We start from the raw sequence: 13,190 nt of genomic DNA on the forward strand, positions 1-13,190 counted from the left end.
TTATGGTCAAGTAGACCTAAACGAGGGGTGGGAGGGCGGCGTGGCCCGATCGGAAGCAGCGCGAAACGAGCCGGGGCACCGCGGTTCCTTGAGACAGGACACGGCCACCCGCAACCTCTGCGCGGGCGTTTATCTGGACCCCGCCTTCTGCCGCGTCGTTCTTCGTCGGGTTCACAACGACACGACACGCATGGTCGCCCCGTCGTACGGTTTTGACCTCGTCTCGGTCGTCAGGCACGCCTGGTGGGCATGGGGCCTGGAGATGGCACAACACGTGTGCGTCCTGACGATCTTCGCGATCGGTTTCGCCGTCGATCCACTGGCCACCTTCACCGTCGCCAGTGGAGCCGGGTTCTGGTATCTGTCCCACCTGGTGGTCAGAAGTGCCCGGGTGGTGCTTCCTCTCCGAGCCAAGGCGGCAGTGAACAAATGGCTGCGGAAGACGAGATGGCACAGCGAATCGGACGAACTCCGGCAGCAGACACGCCTTCTACGTCTCAGCAGTATGGGATGCGCCGTCCTGGCCGTACTGCCGTTTTTGATGGCCGCGCTCTCCAGCGTTCCACTGGACGACATGACAAGAGCGACGGTGTTCCTCGCGCTGCTGATCGCCGTCGCAGTGGGCGGAACAGGTGCCGCCTACCAGTGGCGTCTCAATCGCATGCACAAAACAGAGTCGCTGGGACCGCAGAAACTCACCTTGCGCCTACAGGCGATCGAGGACCAGCAGTCTCATCCCTACGTGATCTACCGCAGACCCTTGCTGCCGGTGGACGAAGCGGAACCGGAAGACCTCCTCGTCTTCAAGTTGGTCGACGAGGACCAGAGCCCGTTCGTGGGCAGTGGCGAGCTCGTGCACCGATGGCTACCCCCACTCACCGTCCAGCTCCTGCGATCAATAAAAGATCTGACGGATCTCAAGGAACACAAACCGATGGAGGAGCTGGAGCCTCCGACACCACGTTTTGAAGCCCACGAGCTCGTGGCCTATTTGAAGAATGCGATGGGTCCCATGGGGGATGCCAACGATCCGACCGGGTTGCGCGGGTTCACCATGCGGGACCGGTTGTACATCGCCGAGGCCGATGTGCCGCCTCGACCTGAATGGCTACGGAAGCGACCTGATCAGAGCGACATAGACAAAATTATCGATGATCCATACGACGCCGTTCACCACTTCCTGGAGATCGGTGCCAGCGCCACCGGAGAGCTGGTCACAACGGTCTTCCTCCGGGTCACGGTCAAGGGTCGGGCACTCAGTCTCGATTTCGCCGCCTGCGCGCTGACCCGCACTCCTGTCGAGTATCACGTGCTCAACGGCTTCGCAGAGAGCGGCGCGAGCGCGGTGGCGCGCTCCATATTGCTCAAGTTGTTCAATCTTCCCGCCGAGATAGCCGGAATGTGGCGTCTGGCCGAGGTTCCCTTGCTCTTGACCAAGGCTATACGAGCCCGAAAGAACCGCATGCTCAAACCCCGACGCGGGATGGCCATCGGCGCCAAAATAAGCATCCGAGAGGAAAAATCCACCCCGTGGAAGCATGCACAACTGGATGAGGTGGCCATCCACGACCACATGAAGCTTATCGAACAACGTCTACTCAAAGCAGTCGAAGACTTTCTCGAATTACATGAGCTCGACACCTCTACGTTCAAAAAAAGGGCGACCAGCATCATCAACACGGGCGTGCTGAATATGGGAGGAAGGACCGAGATCAAACAGTCGGCGATAGGCCCTAACTCACAGGTACGTGCGGACACTCGCGAACCCGACAAGAACACCGAGCAGTCCTCGAAAAACGAAGGAGATCAGTGATGAACAGCAACAGCGGCATTGTCAACCATGGGGGATCCATGGAAGTCAGCCAGTCCGCGGTCGGGCACGGAGCGACGGTCAACGTGTCGGCCGACCGCGAGCAGAAGGCACGACACGGCAAGCATGCCGACGTGGGGGTGATCACCGTACTCGGCAAGGAGGCCAAAGCGGTTTACGAGGTGCTCGGCCTGCAGCGGGCCCGCAACGGCAACCTTCCCTTCTTTGAGGGGACCGTGAACGTCCTGGACACAGTCATTCGGGTCGCCGCCATCCGAGCGCTGTACCAGGGACAGCGCTCGACCGTCATGGCCTTCGACCACCTCCGCCGGCACTACAACCCCGCCGTTGTCGTACTGGTCGGAATCGGTGGAGGCATCCACGCGGACGTCGAAATCGGCGATGTCGTCGTAACTCCTCGGGTCGTTTACTACGACCTCCGCAAGGAGACCCCGGATGGGCAGCGGCGCAGAGGCGAGGAGCGCGAAGCACCGGCTGTGATCGGCCACGCCATCAACTCTTTTTTCATCGACTACGACGAGCCGGCCGATTTCCAGACCACCGACCCCAACGGCGTCACGCGTGAGTACCGAGCGCTCACCGGGCCGATCGGTTCGGGCGAAGCAGTGATCGCCGATGCCAAGTCGGAGATCATCCGATATTTGAAAGCCTTCAATGACAAGGTCCTCGCCGTGGACATGGAGGCCGGCGGTCTGACCCAGGCATTCCATGAGCAGGACGGGGCCCAAGCCGTACGCGGCTGGGTCGTCGTGCGTGGAATCTCCGACGATGCCAGCCCGACCAAGAACGACGGCTACCACGACATCGCCGCGCGGCACGCGGCAACCGTCCTGCACAGCCTCCTCCCCTACCTGCATCTGCCGACAACCGACACGACGTGACGTCCTTGTTCTCCCGGCGGCCACCGACGAAGGAGGCGAACATGAACGAGTTCACACTCGGTGTGGTGAGCTCCCTCCTGGCCACTGTCCTCACTCTCGCGGGAGGCTGGATCTTCTCCATGCGTTCCCGCCAGTGGCCGGTCGCGCTTCTTTCTCGGCTGACAGGTCTGGGGGTCCGGCGCGTTATCTCGCGGCAGCGCCTGGCCTCCAGTGAACTGACGGACGAGCTGACCCGTGCACGTTGGGTGCGCGTCCTCGCCGGACGAGGGAACGAACTGACACGCGACGGGTTCGCCGCGGTCTGGGAGTCAGCGAGCAGGCGTATGGAGTTCGTGCAGGTTCTGCTGCCCGACGCCGACCTCGGCCCCGACTCCTGGCTCTCCAGGCGGGAGGAAGAGATGCGCCGCGTGGATCTGGGCTTCTCCTCCGGATTGCTCGCCGAGCAGGTACGCGTCAACGCCGCTTACGTGCGCGAGGTCGCCCGGCACCGCGAGAACGTCTCGCTGCGGTTCTACGACCTGCCCAACGTGCACCGCGTCATCGTCACCGACCACGTCGCCTACCTGACCATCTACCAGCAGGCGGAACATGGCCGTAACTCCCCGTGCATCGTCGCCCGCTCTCCCGGGCTGATGTACGACTACGCACTGATCCTCTTCGGCACCGCTTGGGACCACGGCCGTCCGGCCGAGTGATCCCGCGGATCTCCCGAAGACGACCTCGTCACTCCGGAGATGACTCCTGCCCGTCTGAGAAGGCCCTGAGAACGCCAAGGGTCAGCCCGTGGCGGCGCGGCGCAAGTCGAAGAGGTCCGACGGGGAGATGGGCATCTTGTCGATCCGGATCCCCTCTGCGTCCTCGATCGCCGAGGCGAGCACCGCCGAGACCGGGATGACCCCCGCCTCGCCCGCGCCCTTGATACCGAGAGGGTTGAGCGGGGACGGCGTCTCCAGGTGGGCGGTCTCGATGAAGGGCACCTCGGTGGCGTACGGCATCAGGAAGTCCATGAACGAGGCGTTCAGCAGCTGGCCATGACCGTCGTAGACCATCTTCTCGTACAGGGCGCCGCCGACGCCCTGGGCGACCCCGCCGTGGATCTGACCCTCGACGATCATCGGGTTGATCAGCTTGCCGCAGTCGTGCACGACGGCGTAGCGCAGGATGCGGATCTCGGCGGTCAGCGGGTCGGTCTCGACGATGGCCGCGTGCATGCCGGAGGCGAAGGTCGAGCGGATCGGCGAGTAGTAGTCGCGGCCCTCCAGCCCCGGCTCCTCCCCCTCGGCCACCGGAGGCCGGTCGTAGGACGCGACGCCCGCGAACTGGGTGGCCCTGGCCGCCTCCTCGTCGAAGGCGTAGCGCAGCGGGTTGGACAGCACCGCCACGGTCGCCAGCGGGATCGAGGCGCCGGGGGTGCCCGCCACCCGCACCTCCCCGTCGACGATCTCCAGGTCGCGGGGGTCGGCCTCCAGCGCGTCGGCGGCGATGCGCAGGGCCTTCTCCCTGACCTTCCTGCAGGCCAGCGCGATCGCGTTGCCGCTCATCACCGCGGCGCGCGAGGCGAACGTGCCGACCGCGTAGCCGAACCTGCGGGTGTCGCCGGTGACGACCGAGACCCGTTCCATCGGCACGCCCAGCTCGGACGCCGCGATCTGCGCGAACACCGTCTCGTGGCCCTGCCCCTGCGAGGTGAGCCCGGTGGAGACGTGCACCCGGCCGTCGGAGGTGATCTGGACGTGCCCGCCCTCGTACGGGCCGACGCCGGTTCCCTCGACGTAGCAGCCGACGCCGATCCCGATCGCGCGGCCCTCCTCGGCGGCGCGGGCCTTCAGGGCGGGGAAGTCGTCCCAGCCGATCAGCTCCTTGAGCATCCGCAGCGACTCGGGATAGTCGCCGCTGTCGTAGATCAGCGGGCGGCCGTCCTGGAAGATCAGGCCCTGGTCGTAGGGGAACTCGTCGGGCTGGATGAAGTTGGTCGCGCGCACCCGCGTGCGGTCGGCGCCGAGGTACTCGGCGATGTGGTCCATGGTGCGCTCCATGCAGAAGACCCCCTGGGGGCGGCCCGCGCCCCGGTACGGGGTGACCTGCACGGTGTTGGTGTAGATCGAGGAGAACTCGACCCGGTAGGCGCCGATCCGGTAGGGGCCGAGCAGCTGGGTGGAGGTGATGATCGGCACGATGATTCCGTACGGCGTGTAGGCGCCGTGGTCGTGCAGGATCTCGACGTCCAGGCCGAGCACCCGGCCCTCGTCGTCGAAGCCGACCCGGACCGACTGCACCTGGGCCCGCTCGTGCGCGGAGGAGATGAAGTGCTCGCGCCGGTCCTCGGTCCACTTGACCTCCTGGCCGAGCGTGATCGCCGCCCACGGGACGAGGATCTCCTCCGGCCACGGGTGCACGATCTTCACGCCGAACCCGCCGCCCACGTCGGGGGCGATCACCTCGACCTTCGGCAGCGGCAGGCCGAGCTTGGCCGCGATGGCCATGCGGACGCTGGTGGAGGTCTGGGTGCTGGAGTGGACGCGCAGGGAGTGGTCGTCGGCGTCCCAGCGGGCGTGCACGCCGCGTCCCTCCAGCGGCATGGACGCGCTGCGCTCGATGTCGAGCCGGAAGGACAGTGTGTGCGGCGCGGCGTCGATGGCCTCACGCGCGCCGAGCCCGGCGGCCGAGGGCACCTCCTGGACCAGGTGCGCGCCGACGTTGCCCGGCACGCCCTCGTGGACGAGCTGGGCCGACTGCGCCGCCTCCTCCACGCCGACCACCGGCTTGAGGATCTCGTAGTCGACCTGGATGAGCGCGCAGGCGTCCTCGGCGAGGTAGCGGTCGCGGGCGACGACCATCACGACGGGCTCGCCGACGTGCCTGACGATCTCGCGGGCCAGCGGGTACGCGGTGCGGCCGTGGGTGAGCGCCGGGTGCGGGATGAGCAGCGGCAGCGGCTGGGCGAGCGCACCGGGGAGGTCCTCCCAGGTGTAGATCGCCACCAGCCCGTCGACCTCGATGGCGTCCGAGACGTCGATGTCGCGGATCCTGGCGTGGGCGTGCGGGGACCGGACGAACGCCGCCTCCAGCGCCCCGGCTCCCAGGTCGTCGACGTAGCGGCCCTGACCGGTCAGCAGCCGGGGGTCCTCTCGGCGCCGGACCGGTTCACCGAACAGTTTCGTGGTCACGGCTCCTCCGCCATGATCTCGGCCGCGCGGTGGACGGACTTGACGATGTTCTGGTAACCCGTGCACCGGCACAGGTTGCCGGAGATGCCCTCCAGCACCTCCTCGTCGGTCGGCGCCGGGTTGTCGCGCAGCAGTGCGGTCACCGTGCACAGGAAGCCGGGGGTGCAGAAGCCGCACTGCAGGCCGTGGCACTCGGCGAAGGCTCGCTGCACCGGCGAGAGCGTGCCGTCGGTGCCGTCGAGTCCCTCGACGGTGGTGATGTCGCGCCCGTCCACGGTGACCGCGAACGTCAGGCAGGAGCGGACGGGCTCGCCGTCCAGCAGCACCGTGCAGCACCCGCAGACCCCGTGCTCGCACCCGACGTGCGTGCCGGTCAGGCCGAGGTCGTGCCGCAGGCAGTCGGACAGCAGCCGCCGCGCCGGGACCTCGGCCTGCCGGAGCACCCCGTTGACGGTCAGCGTGATCTCATGCATCCGCGGCCTCCCTGGCGGCGTCACGAAGTGCCTGCTCGGTGAGGACTCCGGCGAGGTGCCGCCGGTAGGCGGCGGTCGCGTGGATGTCGGCCTCGGGGTCGACCCGTTCCCGTACGGCGCGGGCCGCCGAGGCCCAGTCGGCCGAGGCGGACGGGCGGTGGCCGACGGCCTCGGAGACGTCCACGAGCAGCGGGACGGGGCCCAGGCTCACGCACGCCACCGTGGCCGAGGTGATCCGCAGGTCGTCGTCCAGGACGACCAGCGCCGCGATCCCGGCCAGGGCGTAGTCGCCGTGCCGCCGGGCGACCTCGCGGAACGCGGTGCCCGAGCGCGGGGGCGGCGCGGGGAAGAACGCGGAGACGGCCAGCTCTCCCGGGTCGATCGCCGACTCCAGCGGGCCGGTGAAGAAGTCCTCCGCGGGGACGTCCCTGGCGGCGCCGGGCCGCGCCAGCCGTACCGAGCCCCTCAGCAGGGTGAGGACGGCGGGCAGCTCGGCGGCGGGGTCGGCGTGGGCCAGGCTGCCGACGACGGTTCCCCGGTTGCGGATCACCGGGTGGGCCACCAGCCGGAGCGCCTGGCGCAGCAGCGGCTGGGCCGCGGCGGCCGGTTCGTGCCGTTCCACCTGGGCGTGCCTGGCGAGAGCGCCGACCCGGACGCCCTCCGGTGCGACGTCGACGAACGCCAGCTCGGACAGCCGGTTGATGTCGACCAGGTGGGCGGGGGCGGCCAGCCGCATGTTCAGCATCGGGATCAGGCTCTGCCCCCCGGCGAGCACCTTGCCGTGCTCCCCGGTCCCGGCGAGGGCGTCGAGCGCCTCGCCGAGGGAGCGGGGAGCGTGGTATTCGAACGGGGGTGGCTTCACCCGGCGACCTCTCGTTGCGACTGGGGCACCTTCGGACCGACGCCACCACCGCCGCCCCGGCCCGCGATGACCCGGAGCAGGTGGTAGCCGGCCACCACCACGATGGTGCCGAGGGCGATGCCCTCCAGCGTGAAGTCCGAGCTGATCATATGCTTGACCGGGCCGATGGCGAGGATGATCCCGGCCCCGATCGGGACGAGGTTGACGGGGTCGGCGAAGTCGACCCGGTTCTCGATCCAGATCTTCGCGCCGAGCAGGCCGATCATGCCGTACAGGATGACGGTGATGCCGCCGAGCACGCCGCCCGGTGTGGCCGCGACCAGCGCGCCGAACTTGGGGCAGAGGCCGAACAGTATCGCGATGACGGCGGCGATGTAGTAGGCGGCCGTCGAGTAGACGCGGGTGGCGGCCATCACGCCGATGTTCTCGGCGTAGGTGGTGGTCGGGGAGCCGCCGAAGGTGCTGGCGACGACGGTGGCGGCGCCGTCGGCGGCGACCGCCCGGCCCATGTACGGGTCGACGTCGGTCTTGGTCATCTCGCCGACGGCCTTGACGTGCCCGACGTTCTCGGCGACCAGCGCGATCACCGCCGGAAGGACCAGCAGCACGGCGGAGAACCTGAAGTCGGGGAGGTGCATGCTCGGCAGGCCGATCCAGTCGGCCGCCGCCACGCCCTCGAAGCTCACCCTCGGGTGCGTGTCGACCGCGCCGGTGCCCGCGTTGAAGGCGGTGATGTTCCCGAAGACCCTGTCGGCCCCCCAGGAGAGGACGAAACCGATGATCAGGCCGAGCAGGATGCCGATCCTGCCGACGAAGCCCTTGAAGAGCACGATGATGACGAAGGTGACGGTCATCGTGATCAGGGCGATCCACTGGTCCTGCGGCCAGTAGATGTCGGCGACGACGTACGCCAGGCCGAAGCCGATCAGCATGACGACGGCGCCGGTGACGACCGGCGGGAAGACGCGGTTGATGATCTGTACGCCGAGGAAGTGGATGGCCACGCCCACGAGCGCGAGGACGAATCCGGCGACGAGGATGGCGCCGGTGACGATCGCGTCGGTGGCGGGCGTGTCACCGCCCATGAGCGCCCGGATCGCGAGCACACCGCCCACGAACGACGCGCTGGTCCCGAGGTAGCTGGGGACCTTCCCCTTCACGATGAGCAGGAACATGATCGTTCCGACGCCCGAGAACATGATGGCGACGTTGGGGTCGAGTCCCATCACCAGGGGGAAGACGAAGGTCGCGCCGAACATCGCGACGACGTGCTGCGCCCCGAACCCGACCATGCGCGGCCATGACAGCCGCTCGTCGGGTCTGACCACCTCTCCAGGAGTGAGTGTTCTGCCGTCGCCGTGTTTCGTCCAACCTGCAGCCATCGAGCCCCACCTTTCACCGGGCCGTCGGTCGGTGACCACCCCGCGGGCTCCCTCCGGCGAATCCCCTTCACAACCGTTGCGGGCACGTTAGGACCGAAACCATGCCCTTACACCGTCATGATCTGCCAAATCTGAGGGGCCGACCAGTGGACACCTCGCGCACGGCGTACCTGCCGCGCCGGTGAGGAGCGCGAGCGGCAGGGCGCGCGCTATTTCCCGACCACGTGGATCTCGAAGCCGTCGCCGGTCACCACCTGGCCGTTACGGATCTTGCAGGTCTTGCGGAGCTCGACCTCGCCGTCCACCAGCACGTTGCCGTCGGCGATGAAGTGCTTGGCCTGGCCGCCCGTCTCGGCGACGCCGCAGTATTTGAGCAGGTCGCACAGCGGGATGTATTCGGTTTCCAGCTCGAAGGTCTCGTTCACGCCGAACAGCTTAGATCCCGCGCATCCGCAGGACGTGCAGGGCGAGGGTGAGGTTCAGCCGCAGGTGGGCGTCCTCGGTGAAGCTACCGAGCATGCGCTCCAGCTTGCCGATCCGGTAGCGCAGCGTGTTGTAGTGGAAGTGCAGCCTGCGCGCCGTCTCGGCCACGTTGAGGTTGGTCTCCAGCAGCACCTGCAGCGTACGGCGCAGGTCGGCGTTCTCCGCGTCGTCGTCGGAGGCGAGCGGGCCGAGGGTCTCGCGGACGAAGGCGTGCAGCTCGGAGGTGTCGTTGACCAGGGACAGCAGCCGGTAGACGCCGAGCTGGTCGAAGTGCGCGACCGCGCCGTTGCCGTGGAGCTGACGGCCCACCCGTGCGGCCTTCAGCGCCTGGCCGTACGCCTCGGGCAGCGCCTCGGCCCCGACTGCGGTGCGGCTGGCGCCGGTGGAGAAGGTGGCGGGCAGGGACTCGGCGAAGGCGGCGGCGGCGTCCTTGGCGAGGCGGCCCGCGTCGACGGACGCGTCCACGATGGTGACGACCTCGTGGGAGAACCCGGCCACCGCGCCGCGTGCGTCGTGGCGGCGCATCGCGCCGGTCCAGCAGGTGACGAGGCGGTCCTGGGCGGCGCGCTCGTCGCCCTCGGGGTCGAGCTCGGCCACCAGCACGGTGACCGGCCGCTGCAGGTCCCAGCCGAAGGCCCTGGCCCGGGAGGCGACCCGCTCGGAGCCCCCGGCCCTGCCGGTGAGCACGTCGCGCAGGAAGTCGGCGCGGTACTTGCTCTCGACGGCGTTGACCGCCTCCTGCCGGGTCACCACCAGCGCGGCGACCGTGGCGGCACGTTCCAGGATGCCGACGTCGCTGTCACCGATCGACCCGACCGGCCCGCAGGCGACGATCCTGCCGTGGTGGTGGCCGCCCGCCACGACCGGCACCGAGGTGTGGCGCCCCTCGGGGGCCCCGGAGGCATCGGAGGCGTCGCGCAGCGCGGCCACGTGCTCGACGGGCCCGGCCGCGGCCAGCACGTGGCCCATCCCGTCCAGCACGGCCACCCCCACGCCCAGCAGCCCGGCGACCTCGGCCGTCACCTCGCGCAGCCCGCCCCCGGCGAGCACGACCTGGACCAGCGCCCGGTGCGCCTCCTCCGCCCTGGCCAGCACGGCGGCCTGGCGGTTGAGGATGTCGGTCAGCACCTGGTTGAGGATGTCGTCGAAGCCGACGTCGTCGGGAAGCTGGATCAGCGGGAAGCCGAGCCGGTCGGCCTGCTCCACCATCTCCTCGGGCAGCTCGTCGAGATAGCGGCCGAGCTTGATGGCGAGCGCGGCCAGGCCGCGCTCGTCGAGGTCGGCCACCAGCCTGCCGAGCGACTGGGGCGTGTTGCGCAGCGGGTAACCGGTGGTGAGCAGCAGCTCGTGCGGCTTGACCCAGGCCAGGACGTCGGGCACCTCCATCACGTTGAGGCGCTGCACGACGCGGTCCAGGCCCCGTTCCCCCGCGATCAGCCGGGCTCCCGCCAGTGTCGAGACGCCGAGGACCTCGCCGACGGCGACGCCGTGAATGATCGTTCCGGTGCTCGCCGGGCGCACGGGGGGTTCCATGAGGTGATTGTGACTGATGGAACCGTCTGTCAGGAAGAGCCAACCTTTGAGCAGACTGTTGGCATCTTTCTCCGTACGGCCTGCGTCCACGCCCGTTCTACCGTCGGCTCAATGGATGGGGGAGTCCGTGAGCGAGCGAACCGCTGGAGAGAGCACCTTCACACCCACGGGGCCTGCCGAGGAGCGCTCATGACCGTTGGAACACGCCCGAGGGCGCAGCGCGCGGACGTACGGACGCACGGGACCGGCGCGGCCAGCACGGCCCTGCGCCGGATGCTGGAGGCGCCCCGCCGCCCGGCGCGGGTGCTGGCGGCCTTCCCCTCCGGCGTCTACCTTGAGGTACGCACCGAGCTGGAACCGCAGGTCATCGCGGTGGTGACCGGGGATGCCACCCGCCTGCCCAACGCCATGGTCGTCACCGACCCGATGCCTCGCGTCGCGGTGGGCGACGAGGCGTCCGTCGGAGACGGCTCGATCGACGTCGGGCGGCTCAGCCTGCGGGCCCACCGCTGGTGGAACCCGGCCCCGCCGCTCGGTGCCGTGGACGTGGCGCGGCTGGCCCGCTCGCTGCCCGTGATGGCGGAGCTGTGCGGGCGGTCGCCGAGGCGTCCCGGGCTGGAGGGCAACGGCGCGGCCGGCCTGCTGGCCCAGGGCTGCGCCGAGGGCTCGCTGCTGAAAAGCGTGGTGGCCGCCGAGCAGCTGGTCGGCCTGGGTCCCGGACTCACGCCGAGCGGTGACGACGTGCTCGCGGGACTGCTGGTCGCGCTGCGCCACCTGGGCGGCGCGACGGGTGCGGGCCGTGCCGTGTGGCTGGCCGACTGGCTGGCCGCCGCGGTGACCTTCGACGTGCGCGGCAGGACCACCCCCATCTCGGCGGCGCTGCTGCACTGCGCCGCCCGGGGCGAGGCCAGCGGCGAGGTGCTGGCCGTGCTGCGGGGCCTGGCGGGACGGCAGTCCCTGGAGGCGGCGCTGCACCGCCTCCTGCAGCTGGGCCACACCTCCGGGGCGGACCTGGCGTGGGGACTGCGGATCGGGCTCGCGGCGGTGATCGATCTGGAAGGCGGGGGCAATGGCGAGTACTGATGTGGTCCGGACGCGCACGGGGGTCTACCACGACTCCGTGAGCCTGATGCGGGTCAGCCGCGCGGCGACCGCGCTGTCCGGCGTGGAGGTCGCGGTGGTGGCGATGGCCACGGAGCTCAACCTCGGGATCGCCGCCGAGCTGGGTTTCGACCTGCCCCAGGCCGGTCCGGCCGACCTGCTGATCGCGCTGCGCGGCGAGGCGGACGCCCTGGAGGCCGCGTCGGCGGAACTGGACGGGCTGCTGGCCGCGCTGTCGGCCCCGTCCGCGGGTGGTGGTGGCGGTGGCGCCGAACGCCCCCCGCGCACCGTCCGCGCCGCGGCCCGCGAGCGCGCCGCCACCCTGGCCCTGGTCTCGGTGCCCGGCCCGCACGCGTTCGCCGAGGCGCTGGACGCGGTCGAGGCGGGCCTGTCCGTGATGATCTTCAGTGACAACGTGCCGGTCGAGCAGGAGGTGCTGCTCAAGAGGCGCGCCGCCGAGCGCGGTGTGCTGGTCATGGGTCCCGACTGCGGCACCGCGGTGATCGGCGGGGCGGGTCTCGGCTTCGCGAACGTCCTGCGGCCGGGCCCGGTCGGGCTGGTGGCCGCCTCGGGGACGGGTGCGCAGCAGGTGACCTGCCTGCTCGATCTGGCGGGGGTGGGGGTGTCCCACGTGCTGGGCGTGGGCGGTCGCGACCTGTCCGCGGACGTGGGCGGGCTGTCCACCCTGCGCGCCCTGGAGGCCCTCGACGCCGACCCCGCCACCGAGCTGATCGTCCTGATCTCCAAGCCCCCGGCCCCCGAGGTCGCGCGGGCCGTCGGGGAGGCCGTCGCGAAGCTCGGCACGCCGGTCGTGACCGCGCTGCTCGGTCCCGGCCAGGACGATCTGACCTCGGTGACCGAGGCCGCCCTGCGCGCCCTCGGCGTCCCGGTCCCCACCTGGCCCTCCTGGCCCGCCCCCGGCGCGGCGCGGACGGAGCAGCGGGCGCCCGGCGCGGCACCCGGGCTCCCCAAGACGACCACCGCGGCACCCGGGCTTCCCGAGACGACCGGTGCCGGAGCCGGAGCCGGAGCCGGAGCCGGGGGGAACGTGCGGGGAATCTACTCGGGCGGGACGCTGTGCGTGGAGGCGCGGCTGATCGTCGGGACCGGAGAGTTCACCGATTTCGGCGACGACGCCTACACGGTGGGCAGGGCCCACCCGATGATCGACCCGACGCTCCGTCTGGAGGCCCTGGCCGAGGTGCCGCCCGGCGACGTCGCCCTGCTCGACGTGGTACTCGGCCACGGCGCCGACCCCGACCCCGCCGCCAGGCTCGCGCCCGCGGTCGCCGAGGCCGTCGCGAGAGGCGTCACGGCGGTGGTCGCGCTGGTCGGCTCCGAGGGCGACCCTCAGGGGCTGGCCGCGCAGGCCGAGGCCCTGAACGCGGCGGGGGCCACGGTGTTCACGTCCAACGCCGAGGCCGCCGGGTACGCCGCGCGCGCGGCCACCGGGGTCGCCGCGAACGCTCGTTGACCG

At 69.9% G+C, this 13,190-nt stretch carries 11 protein-coding genes; 5 read left to right on the top strand and 6 right to left on the bottom strand.

Annotated features, from left to right (window positions below; genetic code table 11):
- Positions 1 to 40: 40 nt before the first annotated feature.
- From OG587_RS39175 to OG587_RS39185, 3 genes are read left to right on the top strand one after another with little or no spacing between them, the layout of a single operon-like run.
- Positions 41 to 1,813, top strand: a complete 1,773-nt coding sequence (locus OG587_RS39175) for a hypothetical protein (protein WP_329083881.1) — start codon at positions 41 to 43, stop codon at positions 1,811 to 1,813.
- Entirely contained in the window at positions 1,813 to 2,712 is a 900-nt protein-coding gene (locus OG587_RS39180; RefSeq protein ID WP_329083882.1) for a 5'-methylthioadenosine/S-adenosylhomocysteine nucleosidase family protein, read from the top strand. Before OG587_RS39175 ends, OG587_RS39180 begins: the two co-directional genes overlap by 1 nt.
- 41 nt (positions 2,713 to 2,753) lie before the next feature.
- Positions 2,754 to 3,407, top strand: a complete 654-nt coding sequence (locus OG587_RS39185) for a hypothetical protein (protein WP_329083883.1) — start codon at positions 2,754 to 2,756, stop codon at positions 3,405 to 3,407.
- A gap of 81 nt (positions 3,408 to 3,488) precedes the next feature.
- Here OG587_RS39185 and cutA read toward each other — a convergent pair whose 3' ends face one another.
- From cutA to OG587_RS39215, 6 genes are all read right to left on the bottom strand, one after another.
- Positions 3,489 to 5,879, bottom strand: a complete 2,391-nt coding sequence (gene cutA / locus OG587_RS39190) for an aerobic carbon-monoxide dehydrogenase large subunit (protein WP_329083884.1) — start codon at positions 5,877 to 5,879, stop codon at positions 3,489 to 3,491.
- Positions 5,876 to 6,352 carry a (2Fe-2S)-binding protein gene (locus OG587_RS39195; protein WP_329083885.1) on the bottom strand — a complete coding sequence of 159 codons (477 nt, stop codon included), beginning with the start codon at positions 6,350 to 6,352 and terminating at the stop codon, positions 5,876 to 5,878. The genes cutA and OG587_RS39195 overlap by 4 nt, the downstream gene beginning before the upstream one ends.
- Positions 6,345 to 7,214 (bottom strand): FAD binding domain-containing protein, encoded by an 870-nt coding sequence (locus OG587_RS39200; RefSeq protein WP_329083886.1) that lies wholly within the window; start codon positions 7,212 to 7,214, stop codon positions 6,345 to 6,347. Before OG587_RS39200 ends, OG587_RS39195 begins: the two co-directional genes overlap by 8 nt.
- Positions 7,211 to 8,596, bottom strand: a complete 1,386-nt coding sequence (locus OG587_RS39205; RefSeq protein ID WP_329083887.1) for a uracil-xanthine permease family protein — start codon at positions 8,594 to 8,596, stop codon at positions 7,211 to 7,213. Before OG587_RS39205 ends, OG587_RS39200 begins: the two co-directional genes overlap by 4 nt.
- 209 nt (positions 8,597 to 8,805) lie before the next feature.
- The gene (locus OG587_RS39210; RefSeq protein ID WP_329083888.1) at positions 8,806 to 9,021 is read right to left on the bottom strand and encodes an RNA-binding S4 domain-containing protein; all 216 of its coding nucleotides are present in this window, start codon (positions 9,019 to 9,021) and stop codon (positions 8,806 to 8,808) included.
- A gap of 10 nt (positions 9,022 to 9,031) precedes the next feature.
- A complete protein-coding gene (locus OG587_RS39215; RefSeq protein ID WP_329083889.1) occupies positions 9,032 to 10,612 on the bottom strand; it encodes a PucR family transcriptional regulator in 1,581 nt (526 codons plus the stop codon).
- A 189-nt stretch (positions 10,613 to 10,801) separates the two neighbouring features.
- Between OG587_RS39215 and OG587_RS39220 the strand changes: the two genes are divergently transcribed.
- Together OG587_RS39220 and OG587_RS39225 are read left to right on the top strand one after the other, a co-directional pair.
- Entirely contained in the window at positions 10,802 to 11,695 is an 894-nt protein-coding gene (locus OG587_RS39220) for a DUF2877 domain-containing protein (protein WP_329083890.1), read from the top strand.
- Positions 11,682 to 13,187 carry an FdrA family protein gene (locus OG587_RS39225; protein ID WP_329083891.1) on the top strand — a complete coding sequence of 502 codons (1,506 nt, stop codon included), beginning with the start codon at positions 11,682 to 11,684 and terminating at the stop codon, positions 13,185 to 13,187. The genes OG587_RS39220 and OG587_RS39225 overlap by 14 nt, the downstream gene beginning before the upstream one ends.
- Positions 13,188 to 13,190 lie beyond the last annotated feature (3 nt).

This window comes from Streptosporangium sp. NBC_01469, assembly GCF_036227305.1.
GTDB lineage: Bacteria > Actinomycetota > Actinomycetes > Streptosporangiales > Streptosporangiaceae > Streptosporangium.